This is a genomic window from bacterium (assembly GCA_035559435.1).
Classification (GTDB): Bacteria; Zixibacteria; MSB-5A5; order WJJR01; family WJJR01; genus JACQFV01.
Window position 1 is genome coordinate 25,436 of record DATMBC010000019.1, and the last position, 19,226, is coordinate 44,661.

General features: G+C 61.7%; 13 protein-coding genes and 1 CRISPR repeat array. Of the genes, 7 read left to right on the top strand and 6 right to left on the bottom strand.

Annotation, left to right across the window (positions count from 1 at the left end; all coding sequences use genetic code 11):
• Positions 1–13: 13 nt before the first annotated feature.
• Positions 14–1,198, bottom strand: coding sequence for a DUF819 family protein (locus tag VNN55_01885; GenBank protein ID HWO56294.1), 1,185 nt, complete (start codon positions 1,196–1,198; stop codon positions 14–16).
• A gap of 239 nt (positions 1,199–1,437) precedes the next feature.
• Here VNN55_01885 and VNN55_01890 point away from each other — a divergent pair, with 239 nt between their 5' ends.
• From VNN55_01890 to dnaN, 4 genes are all read left to right on the top strand, one after another.
• A complete protein-coding gene (locus VNN55_01890) occupies positions 1,438–2,139 on the top strand; it encodes a metal-dependent transcriptional regulator (GenBank protein ID HWO56295.1) in 702 nt (233 codons plus the stop codon).
• Positions 2,140–2,144: 5 nt separating this feature from the next.
• Positions 2,145–4,052, top strand: a complete 1,908-nt coding sequence (locus tag VNN55_01895; GenBank protein ID HWO56296.1) for a heavy metal translocating P-type ATPase — start codon at positions 2,145–2,147, stop codon at positions 4,050–4,052.
• Positions 4,053–4,508: 456 nt separating this feature from the next.
• Positions 4,509–5,927, top strand: a complete 1,419-nt coding sequence (gene dnaA, locus VNN55_01900; GenBank protein ID HWO56297.1) for a chromosomal replication initiator protein DnaA — start codon at positions 4,509–4,511, stop codon at positions 5,925–5,927.
• A gap of 273 nt (positions 5,928–6,200) precedes the next feature.
• A complete protein-coding gene (dnaN, locus tag VNN55_01905) occupies positions 6,201–7,316 on the top strand; it encodes a DNA polymerase III subunit beta (protein ID HWO56298.1) in 1,116 nt (371 codons plus the stop codon).
• A 75-nt stretch (positions 7,317–7,391) separates the two neighbouring features.
• A CRISPR array of direct repeats spans positions 7,392–8,417; the repeat unit is 36 nt; unit sequence GCTGGGGATTGACGACAATCGTCGCTTGAGTACATT.
• A 51-nt stretch (positions 8,418–8,468) separates the two neighbouring features.
• Here the strand turns inward: dnaN and cas2 are convergent.
• From cas2 to cas9, 3 genes are read right to left on the bottom strand one after another with little or no spacing between them, the layout of a single operon-like run.
• Positions 8,469–8,813 (bottom strand): CRISPR-associated endonuclease Cas2, encoded by a 345-nt coding sequence (gene cas2, locus VNN55_01910; protein HWO56299.1) that lies wholly within the window; start codon positions 8,811–8,813, stop codon positions 8,469–8,471.
• A gap of 23 nt (positions 8,814–8,836) precedes the next feature.
• On the bottom strand, positions 8,837–9,727 hold the full coding sequence (cas1, locus tag VNN55_01915; GenBank protein HWO56300.1) for a type II CRISPR-associated endonuclease Cas1: 891 nt from the start codon (positions 9,725–9,727) through the stop codon (positions 8,837–8,839).
• 45 nt (positions 9,728–9,772) lie between these two features.
• Complete coding sequence (gene cas9 / locus VNN55_01920; protein HWO56301.1) at positions 9,773–12,808, bottom strand: type II CRISPR RNA-guided endonuclease Cas9; 3,036 nt, start codon at positions 12,806–12,808, stop codon at positions 9,773–9,775.
• 329 nt (positions 12,809–13,137) lie between these two features.
• Between cas9 and VNN55_01925 the strand changes: the two genes are divergently transcribed.
• The 3 genes from VNN55_01925 (at position 13,138) to VNN55_01935 (ending at position 17,186) form a co-directional block, all read left to right on the top strand.
• Positions 13,138–13,434: a DUF721 domain-containing protein gene (locus VNN55_01925; protein HWO56302.1), complete on the top strand. Its 297-nt coding sequence runs from the start codon at positions 13,138–13,140 to the stop codon at positions 13,432–13,434.
• Between the two features lie 337 nt (positions 13,435–13,771).
• Positions 13,772–15,715, top strand: a complete 1,944-nt coding sequence (gene gyrB, locus VNN55_01930; GenBank protein ID HWO56303.1) for a DNA topoisomerase (ATP-hydrolyzing) subunit B — start codon at positions 13,772–13,774, stop codon at positions 15,713–15,715.
• A gap of 163 nt (positions 15,716–15,878) precedes the next feature.
• Positions 15,879–17,186, top strand: a complete 1,308-nt coding sequence (locus tag VNN55_01935; protein ID HWO56304.1) for a YihY/virulence factor BrkB family protein — start codon at positions 15,879–15,881, stop codon at positions 17,184–17,186.
• Positions 17,187–17,416: 230 nt separating this feature from the next.
• Here the strand turns inward: VNN55_01935 and VNN55_01940 are convergent, their stop codons facing one another.
• Positions 17,417–18,442: a hypothetical protein gene (locus VNN55_01940; protein HWO56305.1), complete on the bottom strand. Its 1,026-nt coding sequence runs from the start codon at positions 18,440–18,442 to the stop codon at positions 17,417–17,419.
• Positions 18,408–19,016 (bottom strand): RNA polymerase sigma factor, encoded by a 609-nt coding sequence (locus VNN55_01945; GenBank protein HWO56306.1) that lies wholly within the window; start codon positions 19,014–19,016, stop codon positions 18,408–18,410. The genes VNN55_01940 and VNN55_01945 overlap by 35 nt, the downstream gene beginning before the upstream one ends.
• Positions 19,017–19,226 lie beyond the last annotated feature (210 nt).

Sequence of the window (19,226 nt, forward strand, 5' to 3'; positions counted from 1 at the left end):
CGCGTCGGCGCGGTCAGGCAATCGCCTGCAACAGCCCGGCGCAGACCAGGCCGCCGTAGATTCCGAGGATATTCCCCAGCACGCCCAACAGCAGTCCCACCGGCGCCAGCGACGGCTGGTAGAGCGAGGCGACAATCGGCGCCGAGACCACGCCGCCGATGTTGGCCTGCGATCCGGTGGCGATCAGGAACATTGGCGCCTTCAGCAGACGGCCGCCGAGGAAGATGACCGCGCCATGGATGGCCACCCAGACACAGCCAAGCAGGAGGAACAACGGCGCCTGCACCACGGCGCGCAGATCGGCCTGCGCGCCGATCGTGGTCAACAGCAGGTAGAGAAAGAAGTTGCCGATGTGCGAGGCGCCCACCGACTCCAGTCGCGCCAGACGGGTCAATGAGAGCAGGATGCCCGCGGTCGAGGAGACAATGATCGCCCAGCCGAAGGCATTGATGATTTTCCCGATCGGAGGCAGCCATGCGCCCAGTTTGAGCGAGGCCAGACCGATGGCGAACCCCAGCGACAGGATGATCGCCAAGTCGACAAACTCGATGGGACGGCGCTGCGACGACTGGAAATCCGCCAGCCGCTGGTTGAGTTGATCGACAATGGTGCGGTCCACCCGGAAGCGGCGGTCGATCCGGTCCTGAAAGGCGGACGCGGTCATCACCAGTCCCATCCAGCCATAACCCACGATCGTGTCGACCACAATCATGATTCCGAAAATTCCCTCGGGGCAATTGATCGATTCCTTGATCGCCACCATGTTCGAGGAGCCGCCGATCCACGATCCCGACAGCGCCGCCATGCCCATCCAGGTGTCATCTAGCAGCCAGGCCTTGAACAACAGCAAGGCGATCGGCGCGCCGATGATCACGCCGGCCGTCCCGAAAAGAAACGTGCCAATCGCCTTGGGCCCCAGACGCGCCAGCGATTTCAAATCCACCGACAGCAGCAACAGGACCAGCGCGGTCGGCAACAGCAGGTTCTTGACCCAATCGTACAGCGGCGATGATTTCGGAAAGAGCCCCAACGAGGTGCCCAGCATCGGCAGGAAGTAGAGCCAGATGATCGGCGGCAGATAGTTGAACAGCCGCCCCAGCGGCGTATGGGCTTTGATCGCGTAGATGCCGCCGACAATCAGCATGAACACAGCCAGCAGAACCGGCCAGTCGGTGATCAGCGCCGGGTGAGTTTCCATGCGACAATTAAGAGAGATTCTGTCGCCATGCCCACGGGAATCGCGCCAAGGAGACGATAATACCTTGGTGTAATCCAACTTAAACCACAGATTAGAAACTTTTTCCGGCCCATTTCCGGCATTGCCCGTACAACATCAGGTGAGAAAACAAGTTATAATATTGGTCATTGAGGACAAACTTACGAACGGACAAAGCGTATTCCTATCAGCGTAGTTAATTACAATGAAAGGATGGTTTAGTGGAAGTTAAATTGTCGCCGACGCTGCGAGGGTACGTGACGGCCATCTATAAGCTGCAGCGGAAGACCGGCTGGGCCTCGACTGGTGAAGTCGCCCGCCATCTCGGCGTGACCGACGCGGCCGTCACCCAAATGGTGCGGCGCATGGGACACAGCCACCTGGTGCGTCATCGCGCCTACCGCGGCGTCTGCCTGACCGAAAAAGGTCAGCGGATTGCCATTGAAATGATCCGTCACCACCGCCTGTTGGAAACCTTCTTCTACAAGATCGTCGGGATGCCCTGGGACCAGGTCCACGCCGAAGCGGAGCGGCTGCAGGCCTACATCTCGCCGGAATTGGAAAGCCGCATCGATGCCCTGCTGGGCTTTCCGCAGTTTGATCCGCATGGCAGCCCGATTCCCTCGGCCGACGGCGTCATGCCCGAGGTGACCTACCACCCGTTGCATGACGTGGCGGCGGTCGGGGAGCGGTTCATCTTCGCCCGCGTCTCGGACCTCGACCCGCGTTTGTTGCGCTACCTCGATTCACTGCCGCTTAAACTGGGCACGGAGCTGACGGTCGAGGAGATGATGCCGTTTGACGGGCCGATCACGGTCTCCGACGGCGCGCGTCGCTTCGCGCTCAGCCGCGAAGTGGCGCGGCACTTGTTTGTCGTCAACGCCAAACCCGAGCCGGCCGCGGCGCCCACATCGACCGCGTGACCGTCATGGCGACCCGCGCAACATCGCTGCGCCAACTGTGGACGCGGCACCATCTGGTCTTCTGGACCGCGCTGGGCGGCGCGCTCATCCTCTCGGGGTGGATGGTCGAGGACGCCGGCCGGCGCGATCTGGGGCATGTGCTGTTTGCGCTGGGCTACCTGGCCGGGGGCTGGATGGCGGCCAAGGAGAGTTTCGATGGCCTGCGCGAGTACCGTCTCGACGTCAACCTGCTGATGACGCTGGCGGCGGTCGGAGCGGCCATCATCGGACGCTGGGCCGAAGGCGGCACGCTGATCTTCCTGTTCTCCCTGTCCAACACCCTGGAGCATTACGCCCTCGAGCGGACCAAGGACGCGGTGCGTTCGCTGATGGACCTGCGGCCGGCAGAAGCGCGGCTGTGGCGCGACGGCGCCACACGCCAGGTGCCGGTCGAAGACCTGGAAGTTGGCGATCTGATCCTGGTCAAGCCCGGCGAGAAGATCCCCGCCGACGGCACGATCGTCGAAGGACGCACCTCACTGGACCGTTCGACCTTCACCGGCGAATCGCTGCCGGTCGATGCGGACATCGATGACACCGTTCTGGCCGGCTCGCTGAACCTCACCGGACAGATCAAGGTCCGTGTGAGCGCGCGCGCCGCCGACACCGCGCTGGCCGCGATTATCCACCGTGTCGAACAGGCGCAGTCGGGACGGGTCCCGACCAATTCATTCGTGCAGTGGTTCGGCCAACGCTACACCATCGGTGTCCTGGCGGGAGCGCTGCTGCTGACGCTGGTCACCGCGGCGGTCTCGGATTTGAGTTGGCGGGCCAACCTCTATCGGTCTTTGACGCTTCTGGTGGTGGCGTCGCCCTGCGCGCTGATCATCAGCACTCCGGCGGCGGTGCTGTCGGCGATCGGACGCGCAGCCCGCAAGGGCGTGTTGTTCAAGGGGGGCGCGCACCTGCTCAACCTGGGGAGCATTCGGGCGGTCGCCTTTGACAAGACCGGCACGCTGACCCAGGGACGCGCGGTGGTCACCGATGTCATCCCGCTTAATGGCACCACTTCGGGGGTGCTGGTCACGTTGGCGGCTTCTATAGAGGCCGGTTCGACTCATCCGCTGGCGCAGGCCATCGTCAATGCCGCCCACCAGGAGGGGCTGGTAATCCCGCCGGTCGACAATGCCGAATCGCTGGCCGGTCTGGGCGCCATCGGCGTGGTGCGGCTCAACGGTACACCGCAACGAGTCCTGGTCGGCAATCGACGGCTCTTGGTAGCCAATGAGTTGGCGCCCGATGAACAGGCCGAAGCCGAGATGCTACGGTTGGAAGAAAACGGCAAGACCGCCATCCTGGTGGCGACCAATCGGGTTCTGGGGATCATCGCGTTGGCCGACATCCCACGGCCGACCTCGGAGGCGATCGCCCGGCAATTACATGAGACCGGCGTGGAGTCGGTCGGTATCCTCACCGGCGACAACCACCGTGTCGCTATGGCGATGGCCCAACGACTCGGCATCGATGAGGTGCGGGCGGAGCTGATGCCCGCCGAGAAAGCAGACGCCGTCGCCGGATTGCTCGCCAGTCACCGCACAGTCGCCGTTGTCGGCGATGGAGTTAACGATGCGCCCGCGCTGGCGACCGCCACGGTCGGCATCGCCATGGGCGGGGCGAAAAATGATGTCGTGCTTGAATCCGCCGATGTGGTGTTGATGGGCGATGATCTCTCACGCCTTCCCTTTGCGATTCGACTCTCAAAGAGCACCAAGCGTGTGATCATCCAGAACCTGACTTTCGCCTTGATCGTCATCACCGCACTCCTGACTGGCACTCTCCTGGGCCAGATCCCGCTGACTCTGGGCGTTGTGGGCCACGAAGGCTCGACGCTGCTGGTGGTGCTCAACAGTCTGCGGCTTTTGTGGTACGAGTGAGCGACCGCGCATCCATCGACCAATAAACTGATTAGCACGGTGGCGGTTTTTGAACGCGCCGATGGAATCGCTGCGACCACCGGCGTTCGGCGCAGTTAAAGTAGATTGTTAGCCGCGCAACTTGTTGATAACAAAGCCCACGTCCGTCACGCGAAAATCCCCCAACAAAACCGCTTGACTTGCCCTGCCCGTCGGAGCCAATCTCTGCTCGTCGAACTTGTTGTCCTGTAATGCGTTATCGGAATGTGGGTAAGGTGGACGACGGATTGGAGCATCTTGTCTTTCAACAACCTAGGACGATCCGTTGATGTGAACAGTGTGTTGGTAAGCAAGGCAGTGCTCGCAAGTAATCGTTTGGACTAATTAGAGTTACAAATCTCACGCCCATGTGGACAAGCATGTGGGCAAATCTGGGGCTGTCTGAAGTCTGAAGATGGCCAGGGGCCGACGCACTCTATGGAACAAGCGAAAGATGACATCTGGCAGGCCTGCCTGAATTACATCGGCAACCGCCTGCCCGCCGAGAATTTCCTCACCTGGCTGGCGCCGACGCATGTCGTTGACGTGCAAGAAGGTCTGCTGATCATCGGCGCTCCGAACAAGTTCGTCGTCGATTGGATCCGCTCCCACTACGCATCGCTGATTGATGAGGCGATCTGCGTGACACTGGGACGGCCGGCGACACACCGGCTGGAAGTGCACTCCAACGGCAACGGCAGCGGGCACAAGGCAATCCTCGAGGCGCTCGAGGACGAAGCGACGCCGTCGAACGGCAACGGCGACCACGGGCCCATCGGAGAGCAGGAGCGCAATCGGCAGACCGCCGATGCCCGCGGGCGGGCGCAGTTGAATCCGAAGTTCACCTTCGACAACTTTGTCGTCGGCGACTCCAACCACCTCGCCCATGGCGCGGCGCAGGCGGTCGCCGAAATGCCCGGCTCTACCAAGTTCAATCCGCTCTTTATCTACGGATCGGTGGGCCTGGGCAAGACCCACCTGGCGCAGGCGATCGGCAACATGGTGCTGGAGAACAACCCCGACGCCAATGTCATCTATGTGACTTCGGAAAAGTTCACCAACGAGTTCATCGATTCGCTCTCGCGCAAGACCACCAGCGCCTTCGCCTCGCATTACCGCTCGGTCGATGTGCTCATCATCGATGACATCCAGTTCTTCTCCGGCAAGGAGTCGACCCAGGAGCAGTTCTTCCACACGTTCAACACCTTGCACCAGAACGGGAAGCAGATCGTGCTCACCGCCGACCGTGCGCCGCGCGACATCAAGGGGCTGGAGGCACGCCTCCTCTCCCGCTTCCAGTGGGGGCTGACCGCCGACATTCGGCCGCCGGATTTCGAGACCCGGATGGCAATCCTCAAAAAGAAGCTGGAAGGGGAGGATATCATCCTGCCGCCTGATGTGTTGGCGTTCATCGCCCGCGGCGCCCATTCCAGCATCAGGGAACTGGAAGGCGCGCTGGTCCGTCTGATTGCCGTCAGCTCGTTGAACAAGACCCCGATCAGTCTGGAGCTGGCCCAACAGGTGCTGCGCGATACCTTCTCACCGACCCGCAAGCCGATCACCGTGGCCGCGATTAACATCGTGGTGGGAAACACCTTCGGCATTCCGGAGTCGGTCCTCCTGTCAAAACGGCGGACCCAGGATGTCGCGATGGCGCGTCAGGTGGCCATGTACCTCGCCCGGACGCTGACCAGCATGTCGCTGAAGACGATCGGCGCTGAGTATGGCGGTCGCGATCATTCAACCGTGATTCATGCCGTCAATGTCGTGCGCGATCAACTGAAAGTTGATCCGGATTTGAAACTGCGGGTAGATCAGGCCATCAGCGCACTGTTTGCCGGCAACAGCAACAATTAGGGACCTGTCGATGGGTTGTGGAAGAGGGAGGGATAAGATACGGACTTCTTGTGGGTGAATGGCTGTTGTCCAGATCGGGTGATGGCATATGTGGAACAGAAACCGTACTACCCACATCAACCGATGCTTTTCTTCACTCCGGCGACCATCTTATCCAATCATAACTTGCAGATCGTAATTCCAGGTTATCCCGATCATCCACACCCTTGTTTTTATTCTGAGTAGTTTATATCAAGGGAAAGACAACAAGCTCTACGTGTGGAGAATCCAACCATGAAGTTCACGACCAAGCGCGATGACCTAAGCTCCCGTCTGCAGGCGGTGCTGGGAGTGATCTCCAGCCGTACCACCCTACCTATTCTCGGGAATGTCCTGCTGACGGCCACCAACGATGGAATCACTGTGGCGGCGACCGATCTTGACCTGTCGATGACCGCGACGGTGGCGGCCAAGGTGAGCAAAACCGGATCAACGACCGTGCCGGCGCGCACCTTTGCCGAAGTAGTACGCGAATTGCCCGATGAGGATGTCCATGTCACGGTGGCCAACCACCGCATGGAAGTGAAGTCGGGGCAGGGTGTTTACAAGATGAGCGGGATGTCCCCCGAGGAATTCCCGCGTCTGCCCGGAATCCCCGAAGGCGGCGCGGTCACCATTCCCATCGACCAGCTGCGCAGCATGGTCCACCGCACGATCTATGCGGTCTCCACCGATGAGACCCGTCCGGCGCTCAACGGCATCCTCTGGCAATCCAACGGCGAGAAGATGCACATGGTGGCCACCGATGGGCATCGTCTGGCGCGCGTGTCGGTGGCCGACAATCGCCTAGCCGGCCTGAAGAACGAGCTGATCGTGCCGCCCAAGGCGCTGTCGCTGGTGCTGAAGATGGCGACCGATGACACCAGCGAAGTCGCGGTGATGTTCGGCGAGAAGAACATCGTCTTCAAGGTCGGCGATGTGATCATCACCAGCCGTCTGATCGAGGGGCCGTATCCGAACTACAACCAGGTCATCCCCAAGGGGAACGACAAGTTTCTCACCGTCGACGGGGCGACCTTGGCCGCGGCGGTGCGTCGCGTGGCGGTGCTGTCCAACTCACTCACCAAGCAGGTGAAGTTCGCGTTGTCGGGCAACACGATCGAGCTGTCGGCGACCAACCAGGATGTCGGCGGCGAGGCCCGTGAGACCATCCCCTGCGAGTACAAGGGTGAGGATCTGGAGATCGGCTACAACGCCAACTACGTGCTCGACATGCTGAAGAACTTCGACGCCGGCAACGTGGTCTTCGAGCTGGCCACGTCGATCTCGGCCGGCCTGGTCCGCGCCGCCGACGATCCGGACAAGGAAAAGTACCTCTGTCTGGTGATGCCGCTGCGCCTGGCGGATTGAAGACTCCACGAACGCGCAGACAACCGTCATTCCAAGCCCGCGGCTTTATGCGGGCTTGGAATCTTTGTAGATGCTGTGGACCTTCACCGACAATCGTCGCTTGAGTACATTTTCCCGCTTGGCGATGACCATTAACTCCTGGCTGGGGATTGACGACAATCGTCGCTTGAGTACATTGATCCCGGCGAAACTGATGTCGATGTTGTTGCTGGGGATTGACGACAATCGTCGCTTGAGTACATTACGGAAGAGCGCAAACTGGATGTGGACAGTGCTGGGGATTGACGACAATCGTCGCTTGAGTACATTCCGGTTGTGGCCGCGACGCAGATGGCGGTTGCTGGGGATTGACGACAATCGTCGCTTGAGTACATTCCACCGCGGATTCGCAGGACGCGATTGTGGGCTGGGGATTGACGACAATCGTCGCTTGAGTACATTAGAACACGACAAACTTCCTGCGCGTCGGCGAGCTGGGGATTGACGACAATCGTCGCTTGAGTACATTCGGAGCCGGAGCCGGAAACGAAGTAACTTGCTGGGGATTGACGACAATCGTCGCTTGAGTACATTGAGGTAGGGGCAGTAGAAGGCGCGGCGGTCGCTGGGGATTGACGACAATCGTCGCTTGAGTACATTTGAACGGCGCCACGGACGGCTATACCGCCAGCTGGGGATTGACGACAATCGTCGCTTGAGTACATTGCTTGAGGTGAGCGCCCCCGGTCAGGACCCGCTGGGGATTGACGACAATCGTCGCTTGAGTACATTCCAGATTGACGAAGGCGACGCGGGGGACCCGCTGGGGATTGACGACAATCGTCGCTTGAGTACATTCGCGGTATCGTTGTCTGTCGCCAGGATGAAGCTGGGGATTGACGACAATCGTCGCTTGAGTACATTTCAAGATCGGGACATTCGTCCTGATCATCGGCTGGGGATTGACGACAATCGTCGCTTGAGTACATTCCACAGCGTCAGACGTACGTAGTCAACCTGGCTGGGGATTGACGACAATCGTCGCTTGAGTACATTGAAAACGATAGCGATGATACTCTATCTCATGCTGGGGATTGACGACAATCGTCGCTTGAGTACATTCTAACCCCGCGTAAGCACCTGCCTTACGCGGGGTTAGCCCCATTATTCGGGCTAAAAAAGCAGCAGTTGGCGAGGTGGCTCCTCTGTCCTGGCCCGTTTTTTCCCGCAATAGACTTCCATCTTGCCGAACTGATGATCCGTCACCATCAGAAAGCGCACCTCGCCGTCGCCGGGCAATTGGTCGCGGACCCGGCTGCAGATCAGGTCGGCCTTCTGCTCGCTCCCGCAGAACCGGGCATAGACGGAGAATTGCAGCATCATGAAACCCTGCCGCAGCAGGACCTTGCGGAACCGGGTGTATGCCCGCCTCGCCGCGGCGTCATCAACAGGAAGATCGAACAGGGCACAAAGCCACATGGCGCGATAGGGGGATGGCGCGGAGCGCTTCGTTTTCACTTCACAGACCCCTGATGGCCCGCCTACCAGGAGGGCACGAGGAGCCGGCGGGTTTGGCCTGACAACACGCCGGCCAATGAGGCCGACATCCGCGTCGTCGCATCAAACAGCGACCTTTCCTCGCCGCCGATCACCACGCGCCCATTCAACAGGGCGCCAATCAGTGTTTCCTTTGTGCTGCGGTCCAAAGGCGGCTCCGGGCCGCACCTGTCGAGGATCCCGCGCACCTGCCGGTCGACAAGCGGGCGGAACGGCTCCATGAGATCGTCGGCCAGACAATACGGGTTGTAGCGATTGTGATGGTGAATGCCCAGCGAAGGATGCAGTCCGGCCCCGCAAAGTCCCCGGGCGACAATGGCCCGCAAGATGGCGTACCCGTAATTCAGGAGCCGATTGATCGGGTCGTCGGCGCCGGGCACCCGGGCGAAGGCAGCCCCGAAGACCAGCGGCCAATAACGCCGCGCCGCCTGCGCTTCGAGATTGTCCGGATCGCCGGAGCGGACGCCCCGCGCAAGCGCCACCAACCCCGCGTTACCGGCGCCAAGATCCATGAGTAAGCGCGCCTGGGACAGAATCTTTGAGCGGACAACCTGCTTCCAGGCGAACTTCCGCGCGGGCAGGGTGGACTCCGCCTGGGCCGCCAATCGCTCGGCCTGCACATAGTGCCCGACCAGCGGCACCAGCATCCCGACGGGCAGACGCTTCTCATTGCAGACGATGAGGGGCGCGCCCGCCGCGCACAGCCCGGAGAGTGTGGCGTGTGTGTAGTGAACGGCCGGATGCGAGACGACAACGGCGGTCACTTCCTCCAGCGGAACGGAAACCTCGCCGTCGTCGCTCTTGAGGCGCAACTGGTCCAGCCGCGCGGACAGCGCCACCTGCTTGTCGGCGATGTCGATAATCTTCTCGTCCATTGCCGATAGGGATTATCGGCAACTAAGACGCTCATTCAAGCCCGGTTAGTCGCTTACGTGTTTGAGTTCCCCCAAGGGGGTAACGGCGACTTTGCGGCAGTGGCGTTTGCGCAGAGTATCGGCATTGGCGGTCAAGCCGGCGAAGGTATCCTCCTCTTTCACTCTCTTTTTCGGCCGGGCGTCGGCGGCTCGGAGAAAGAACAGACGCTCTGAAATCGTACGGATGCGATAGAGCGCGCGCTTTCCGTCTGGTTCGTCCAATTCAATCATTTCGCCGCCCGAGAGCGTGAAAAGAAACTCGGTCCGCGGGCCATAGTCGGTTCGGATGATCGGCTCGCCCGCGCGCTTGCGCCGGTGCGCCTCGAGCAATGAGACGATTTCCGACTTCCACGTCTTGTCCTCAATCGATGCATAGATCGCCATGTGGTGATTCCGCTCGGTCTCGGCCCAGCGCAGTCGATGGCCCTCGCCAATCGGATAGACCGTCAGTTTATCTTCGATGCGCACACGACGGATGGGACGCCCAGCCGGGTCAAGCGGCAGATTCTCATAGTCTTTGAATGCATCCTTGGGGCTCTCTTTCCCCAATTCCGCAAGTTTGGCCACAACCGCCGCCCGGATGGCCGGATCGACAATGGCGGAGACTTTCTTGGCGTCGAGGGAAGCCAGCGGCTTGCGCACATGCACCGCGCCGTTGCCCTGCGGGCTGTAAAAGGTCGCGGCATGCAGAGGACCCCGCACCCGTCGTGATGAGCGATGCGACACGACGACCGCGCTCACGGTCTTGGCAACGTCGGCGCGGAGGGTATCCCAGGGAGGCGTCAGCGGGGCGAATCGGCGGCCCACTTCTAGGCCGCGGCGCGCCGCGTCGGCGAGGGCCTTGATGCGGCCGTCATCGGTCAACGCCACGACGATGGCGTCGACGGTGTGGTGCCGGTGGTCGTCGCGCGACTTGCTCGTGCCGTCTCCGAGGATGGAGTCCAATCCCCACTCATGGCGGAACATCGCCGTGACGCCGCCGCTGGAGGCGAACACCCGACGTGTCCCGAAGGCGTCGATGCCGTCATCATTGAGCCCGCCGTAAAGCAACCCGAGGTACTTCTTGGCCCAGCGCGAGGCCCAACCGGTGTCGTTCAATTGCCGCGCCGTGAAGGCGTCGAGGAGTCGGGCGGTTTCCTTCTCGTCCATTCGGAAGCGACGGGCTTTGGCGTATGAGAGTTTCGCCGCGCGCCGGGAAATCTCCTCCCACCGGGCGGTCCCGGAATAGGCCTCAAATGGCGTGCGGTTGTGCTTCCGTTCGCGGTTTTCGCGCACGTCGCAGAGCGTTTTGTTCATGAACGAATCATCCAGCGAGCGCGGCAGGGGGATGATGTGCTCGATGTCAAACTGCGGCTGGACGCCGAAGAGATCGGCGGCGCTGATCATCTTGCCGGTGTAGGGACACTGCTGCCCGCATTCCTCCCAGAGCAGGTACTTTTCTATGTTGCGACCGTTGGGCACGTATCCTTGCTCTTCCAGCCACTTGGCTGCCTTCTCGCGCGCCTTGCGATTCTTATTCTGCCGCTTGTGGGTCTCTTCCCGCTGTTTGGGTGTCTGGCGCACATCGCGAGCCAGTTCAATTCGGATGCGGTCGGGTTTGCCATACTTGGCTACGATCGCATTGACAACTCGCCGCAACTCAGTGAGGGAGCGTTGCACGACAGGATTGCGCAACGCCGGAAGCCCCGACTCGGCTAGGGGCGGCAGACTGTCCCAGGGATCGCTCGATCCGCCCTCGGTGTATCCCGCCTTCTGCTTGGCATCCGGCAATGTGCAACCCGCCTCGAGGTGAGGCAGCAGTTTGTCCAGGGCAGGGCGCGAGTATGCAGAATATCCCTCATCCAGACGGAGAGCGCCGAATTGCCGGGCGGCCTCCTCGCTTAGCCGCCATTTGACGACTCCCCGCCGGGCCAGCGCCTCCTCTTTGGTGATGGAAATCCAGTCTTCGAGAACCTGCTGCCGCTCGGAATCGGGCATGGCGCCCCAGCGTTCGGCGCCGAAGATGTCTCTGAGTTTGGCGTTTGTCTTGTTGCCGGGGATTTTCTCCTGCTTGGCGCGTTCGAGGTTGATTTCGATGTTCTTGCCCAGCTTCAAGGTCGTTCGAATCTTCCCGTAGCTCATGGCCTGCTGGGTCTCAAGCTTGTCGGCCAGCAGACGACGCTCGGAATCTGTGAGCGCGCGCAGTTCGCCGGTCTCGTGGTCGAGCAGGCGGATATTGTTGATCGTCTGCCAGATTCGGAATCGCTGCGCCGAGAACAGGCACATCGGGGCCCGGCGGCGATTCGGCTCCAGCTCGCAGTAACCGACCAGGTGCTTCACGCTGGCCAGCGGCCGCTGATAAAAGATGGAGCGGTATATGCGCTTACGGAGCGCGTCGGAGAGAAGGTCGGCATGAAATCGCTTCTGGTTCTCCCAGATGGCGTCAAACTCCTGAGTTGTCATGTCACGGCCGAGGTACTGTCCGCGCACACGCCTGGCCGCCATCGCCGAACGTGACAGCAACGCTCCCAGTGTCGGCGCGCCTTCTGTCTGCATCTCCTCCCGTAGTTTTGCGAGGTGCTCGGCCACTTTCCCTTTGGCCTCATCCTCGCTTTGCTTCGATTTGCGATTGCTCACGAAGCCGCGTCGTTGCGCGAGATGATAGAGCGCGCGTCCGAGCGCGTACGGTTCGAGGCGCCCAGACAGAGCACGGGCTCGGAGCTCGTAAGGGGACGGAAGTTCCTTGTCCAGGTTCTGCAAAATCTGATGACGTTCGAGCGAATCGCGATAATTCCCCTTCGGGAGAAGTCCCGCCGAAGCCAGCAAATCGCCCAGTCGACTAAGGCGCTGCGTCAGGCGCTGAAGTCGTCGCCGTACAGAACGCGCCTCCCGTCTGGCGGCGTTGCGTGAGATGCCTTTGCCGTCGGCTTCGAGGTCTTCCAACCCTGCGTCGAAAACACGGACCCCAGCCGCGACAATTCGATCGGACTGCACCAGTGCCCAGCCCAGAGACTCCGGGCCCAAATCGATTCCAAGCACCGTTTCCACTGTCATGCTGTTCATAATTCCTATTGACCTCCGGCAGGAATCATTCTACACTATGTCCTGTATGTACTCAAGCGGCGGTTGTCTCGCTTCCCAGTAAGACAACAGTCGAGGGTCTGAAAGCCCGGCTCCCGTGCATCACGGGAGCCATTTTTTTCGCGCACGAATAGCGCGGTGATCCCACAGGAAGCGCGTCTGCAGGCGTCGGCATAACCAATAGAAGATCAACGGGTTGCGGAGGTGTTCCCTATGAAAAACCCATTGCCCATCCTGCAATCTCCTTGTAAATTGATGACTTAGCGCGATCCGCCGCTTGGGTTTGCGGGGGTGCGTCTTGGGGGCAGTTCTTGTCGAAGCCGTCCGCGATCGGCGAGTTAATTCGTGGCCGTTTGGCCACGCTGGGCCTGGCCCGGAAAATCAAGGAAGCGGGAGTCGCTGTCGCCTGGCCCGAACTGGTCGGACCGGACATCGCCGCGCATACGCAGGTCATCAAGCTGGAGCGCGGGAAGTTGTTTGTCGCTGTGGATGAGCCGGCCTGGCGGCAGGAGTTGATCTACCAGAAGCAGGCGATCTGCAAGTTGATCAACACGGCGCTGGGTGATGGGGAGACGCTGGTGAGCGACATTATGTTCACCGGGCCGTGAGTGGCGGGGGGAAACAAAGATTGCTTCGTCGTCGTCCGCCTTCGGCGGACTCCTCCTCGCAATGACGGGGATGTTGGTGGGATGAGGGGAAACAAAGATTCCAAGCCCGCAAAAAGCCGCGGGCTTGGAATGATGATAGTAGGGTTGCTGCGGGCTTGGAGTGACGATGGTAGAGTTGCCGCGGGCTTGGAATGACGATGGTAGAGTTGCCGCGGGCTTGAAATGACGGATGTCGCAGGGCTTTTCAGACAATGACGCAGGGCGGGTTGCCCGCCGGCGCGTCATCGACGAGTGACAGCGCGGAGGATTCCGCGCCCAACTGAGGTTGCACACGACCATGGCCAAGACGATCGAAGACGAAGCGTTGGAAGTGGCGAAAGCCAACAGCCGCGATTACGCCGCCAAGGATATCACCGTCCTCAAAGGTCTGGAGGCGGTGCGCCGGCGTCCGGCGATGTACATCGGCGATGTCGGCCCGCGCGGGCTGCATCACCTTGTGCACGAGGTGGTCGATAACTCGATCGACGAGGCGATGGCCGGGTTCTGCGATCACATCAAGGTGACGTTGAAATCCGACGGCGCGGTGGAGGTGGTCGATAACGGCCGCGGCATTCCGGTTGACATGCACCCGACACAGAAGAAGTCGGCGCTCGAAGTCGTGATGACCGTCCTGCACGCCGGCGGCAAGTTCGACCATGAGTCGTACAAGGTCTCCGGCGGTCTGCACGGAGTCGGTGTGTCGGTGGTCAATGCGCTGTCCTCCGAGTGCACCGTCGAGGTGATGCGCGAAGGCGCCATCTGGCGGCAATCGTACCACCGCGGCGACCCGACCGGCCCGGTGGAGAAAGTCGGCAAGGCGACGAAGACCGGAACGAAAACCACCTTCAGGCCCGATCCGGAGATCTTTGCCAAGACGCAGTTTTCCTTCGATGTCCTGGCGGCGCGTCTGCGCGAGCTGGCCTTCCTCAACCGCGGCATCCGCATCGATCTGATCGACGAGGCCGCCGACAAGAAGGCGACCTTCGAATACAAGGGCGGGCTGGCGGCGTTTGTCGAGTACCTTAACGAGAACAAGACGCCCCTGTTTAAAAAGCCGGTCTATGTCGAACGCACCCGTGAGAACGTGCAGATCGAGGTGGCGCTGCAGTACAACGACACCTACCAGGAGAACATCTTCTCCTACGTCAACAACATCAACACGATCGAGGGCGGGACGCACCTGGTGGGCTTCAAGACCGCCCTCACCCGTTCGATCAACAACTACGGATCGAAAAACAACCTGCTGAAGAACGTCAGCTTCACGATCCAGGGCGAGGACACCCGCGAGGGGCTGACCGCGGTGATCGCGGTGCGGGTGGCCGATCCGCAGTTCGAGGGGCAGACCAAGACCAAGCTGGGCAATTCGGAGGTGAAGGGGATTGTCGAGTCGGCGGTGGGCGAGGCGCTGGCGGAGTTCTTCGAGGAGAATCCGCCGATCGCGCGGCGCATTGTCGAGAAGGTGATCTCGGCCGGGCAGGCGCGCGAGGCGGCGCGCAAGGCGCGCGATCTGACCCGCCGCAAGTCGGCGCTCGACTCGGGCGGGCTGCCGGGCAAGCTGGCCGACTGCGCCCTCTCCGACCCGGAATCGTGCGAAATCTTCATCGTCGAAGGCGACTCGGCCGGCGGCAACGCCAAGCAGGGACGCGACCGGCGCTTCCAGGCCATCCTGCCGCTCAAGGGCAAGATCCTCAACGTGGAAAAGGCGCGCGAGGACAAGATCCTCTCCAACGAGGAAATCCGCACGATGATCACCGCGCTCGGCGCCGGCTTCGGCGAGACCTTCGATTCGTCGAAGGCGCGCTACGGCAAGATCATCCTCATGACCGACGCCGACGTCGACGGCTCGCACATCCGCACATTGCTTTTGACTTTCTTCTTCCGGCACATGCGGTCGCTGGTCGAGCAGGGACGGGTCTACATTGCCCAGCCGCCGCTGTTCCGTCTCAAGAAGGGGCAGAAGGAAGTCTACGCCTACTCCGATGAGGAGCGCGATCGCCTGATGAAGGAAATGGGCGGCGAGAAGGGCATCGGTGTGCAGCGCTACAAGGGTCTGGGCGAGATGAACCCGGAGCAGTTGTGGAAGACCACGATGGACCCGGAGACGCGCACGCTGCTTCTGGTCTCGCTGGAGGACGCCGCCGAGGCCGACCATGTCTTCACGATGCTGATGGGCGACGAGGTCGAACCGCGCCGCAAATTCATCGAGGAGAACGCCAAGTACGTGCGGAATCTGGATATCTGAGCCGCGTTCGAAGCGCCGCTCACGATCGTCATCATTCCTGAGATAGTCATTGGCAGAGCTCCTGTCCCCTCTCGCCTGAACAGGGAGAGGGGGAACGATGTTCGTCCGACGCGGCGGGAAATCATAGGGGCGTGGGCGGCCGTGCCCCTGTTTATTTGTGGCCATGACCCTCGACGCCGCCTATCTGCGCTGGCTGGAAAGGGTGGAGGCGCGGGCCTGGCAGATGTCGCCCGATGTGGGCGGACTGCCTGCATCAATCTGGCGCTGCCTCCTGATTGTCCTGCGCGGGATCGTCACCGACCGTGTCTTCGAACGGGCCGGGTATCTCACCTACTTCTCGCTGCTCTACGCCGTGCCGTTGCTCGCGTTGATGCTGGCTTTGGCCGAGGCGTTGGGATGGGGGCGTTCCGCGCTGGAGTTTGTCGCCGAGAAACTGGCGGTGACCGCGCCGGAATTGGCCGAGAGTCTGGTGGAGACGGTGGCGCGTCTCGATTTTGTCGCGATCGGTCTGGTCGCCTTCGCCGCGATTGTGGTCGCCGGCTTTGCCGCGTTGATCAAGTTCGAGGCGATTGTCGATGACATCTGGGTGGCGCGCGAGCATCGTCCGCTGTGGCGCACGCTGGCGCTCTACCCGCTCCTGATTGTCGCGGCGCCGACGGTGGCGGCGCTGGTTCTGGCCATTGCCGCCGCCGGCAGGACGCAGGCCTCGGCGCTGATGGTGTCGCTGCCGCAGGCCACGCTCTTCGGCGAATTGCTTTACAACCGGCTCTATGAACTGAGCTTCCTCATGCGCCTGGCGCCGGTGGCGTTGATTGTCGGACTGCTGACGCTGGTTTACTACATGGTCCCATCGGGACGGGTCCGCTGGCAGGCGGCGCTGCTTGGCGGCGTGGCCGCCGGGCTGCTGTGGCATCTGGCGCAGGGATTCTACCTCAACTTCCAGTTCGCCACCGGGACCTTCCGCGCGGTCTGGGGACTTCTGGCGCAGATCCCCCTGCTGCTTCTGTGGGTGTTTGTCTGCTGGGTGATTCTGATTGTCGGCGTGGAACTCAGCTTTGCCTGGCAGCATCGACACACCTACCTGCCAAAAGCCCCGATCGACCGGCTGGCGCCGTATGTCTGGGAGCATGCGGTGTTGGAGATCGCGCGGCTGCTGGTGGAAACCCAAGGGGTGCGTCCCGAGGGGTTAAGTTCGGCGGAAATCTCCAACCGGCTGCGCATTCCCTGGTCGCTGGTGCGCCGGCATCTGTCGTCGCTTCTGGCGCTGGGCGCGGTGCATGCGGTGCGGGTACGGTCGGAGTCGAGTTATTTCGCCGCCGGCGATCTCGGTCGCTGGACCATCGGCGATCTGCTCGACCGCTGGCGCCGTCACGGCGATCTCCTCGCCGACATGAAGGGGCACGCGCACCATTGGCCTGACAGCATCACCATCGCCGAAACGATTCCCGCCGCGAGCAGGGAATCATCGTAACCGGGTCCAGACGGGCAAAACGAAGAGCGCGGGTCGCTTCACCCGCCCTGTCGCTGATTTGGCGTCGGAATCCTATGGTTGCTCGACGGGCGGCAGGCCATGCAGTGCCAGAGCGCATCGCGAATCGCGCGCGACATCTGTTTGTCGACGGCCAGGGCCTCCGCGTATAGAAGACAACGGCGCGCTTGTCCGCAAACAAGCGCGCCGCGTTGCGTGCGATGGTGCCGATCTCAGCGCCGGATCACGTCTTCCTGCCTGGCCTCGACCACAATCTTGCCGTCGACCACCTTCACGTCGACGTTGGTGATCCCGTTGGCGGCCAACTGCGCCTTGATCTGTTCGACCTGCTCTTCGACCGGCAGGGACTTGTCAACCTGCGGCATGAAGACCTTGCCCTCGATGGCCGGCGCGGCCGCCTCATCGCCATGGATGACCTGATGGATCACCGCCTGGCCTTCGCCGGTTGTGCCGTTGGGCGTAAAGGTCATGTTCATTGTGGCCGAGGTGTCATCGCGGGAGACCGACAGGTTCTGAATCTGCATGCCCTGCGATTCCAGCTGCGAACGAATCTCCTGCGCGATCTCGGCGTCGGATTTGCCGGCCGTGGCGACATTGAAGTCGTAGGAGCCGCCGGTGATCTGCGCCAGGAGCGTCCCCGATTCCCTGACCGTCCAGGCGGCAAAGCGGATTTCGCCTTTGGCGGCCGCGGATGGCACCAGATCGCGGGTCGCCTCGAAGGCGGCCTGCGCATCGGACGGGGACCCCGGGACATAGTAGGTCAGTGTGTGCGCGCTCCCCGCGACCTCATCGACCACCTTCACGCCATGCAGGCCGCGTTCGGCCAGACGCTCGGACAGCGAAGCGGTGTTGATCCGGGCCATGGCCGGATCAGCGGAGGTGATGCTGAGCATCGTGCCAACGGTGCGATCATACGGCAGCGGCATGAGCACGAAAAACGCGAGCGCGGCCGCCACCAGGCCAACGCCCCAGCGGCGCGCGGGTGTGCCCAACGGGCTGGTAATGAAAGACGGCATGATCTTCCTCTCTTTGACGGTGACACGGTCGATCCACTGCGCGGCGGTGCCGTAGTCGGAGGCCGGAACGCGTCTGCGTTCGGCGCTCAGGCTGTCGCGAAGCACGGACTCGGCCTCGTAGACGGCGCGGCAGTCGGCGCAGACGCGGATGTGCGCCTGCACATCCAGCGCGTGGAAGGCGACCGGATCACTCAGTCGGTTGCGGATCTGGGTGCAATCCATAGTTCACCTCGGATTGGCGCGAGGAGTCCGTAGCGGACCCCGCGCGCCGTTGCATGATGGCGTCGCGCATCTTCGCACGCGCCCGGGACAGACGCGACTTGATCGTGCCCTCCGGACAGTTCCAGATGCGCGCCAGTTCGGCGACCGTGTGTCCCTCCAGCTCAAACAGCACCACCAGCGAGCGGTCATCGGGCGAGAGGGCCGCCCACCCGACTTGCAGCCAGCGCCGCGCGTCGAGATGCCCCCGCGGATCGACCGACAGCGAGGGCGTCGCCTCCGGCGGATCGTCATTGCCCGTCCACGGCAGCCACTGCCGCCCCCACGAGGGGAGCTTCGACCAGCGCTGGCGGCGTGTGCGGTTGCGGAAGGTGTTGACGATGATCTGGAAAAACCACGGACGGAAACGTCCGGCATCCTTCAGGCCGCCCAGCCCCTTCCACGCCGCAAGAATCGCATCATGATAGAGATCCTCCGCATCGGCCCGTGCCGTGCACAGGCGCAGGCAGAAACGGAAGGCCGCCTCGTGGACCGGTCCCAGGAGGCGCTCAAATTGTTCGCGATCGGGCATGGACATGGGGCATAAGGTCGGCGATTTGGGTGCCAGCCGTCAGGGATTGAGACACCCGAGGAGCGAAATTGGTTGCAGTGCGCTTGTGAATTTACAGCAACTTATCGTGCACAGTTTGGTGCCGCACAATGCTCTGCCGGACAACGACTTAGGCTGAAATGCGACATCTGCAGAAAAGTGTTTGACATGAGTCAGCGGGATTTGTATTACGGTTGG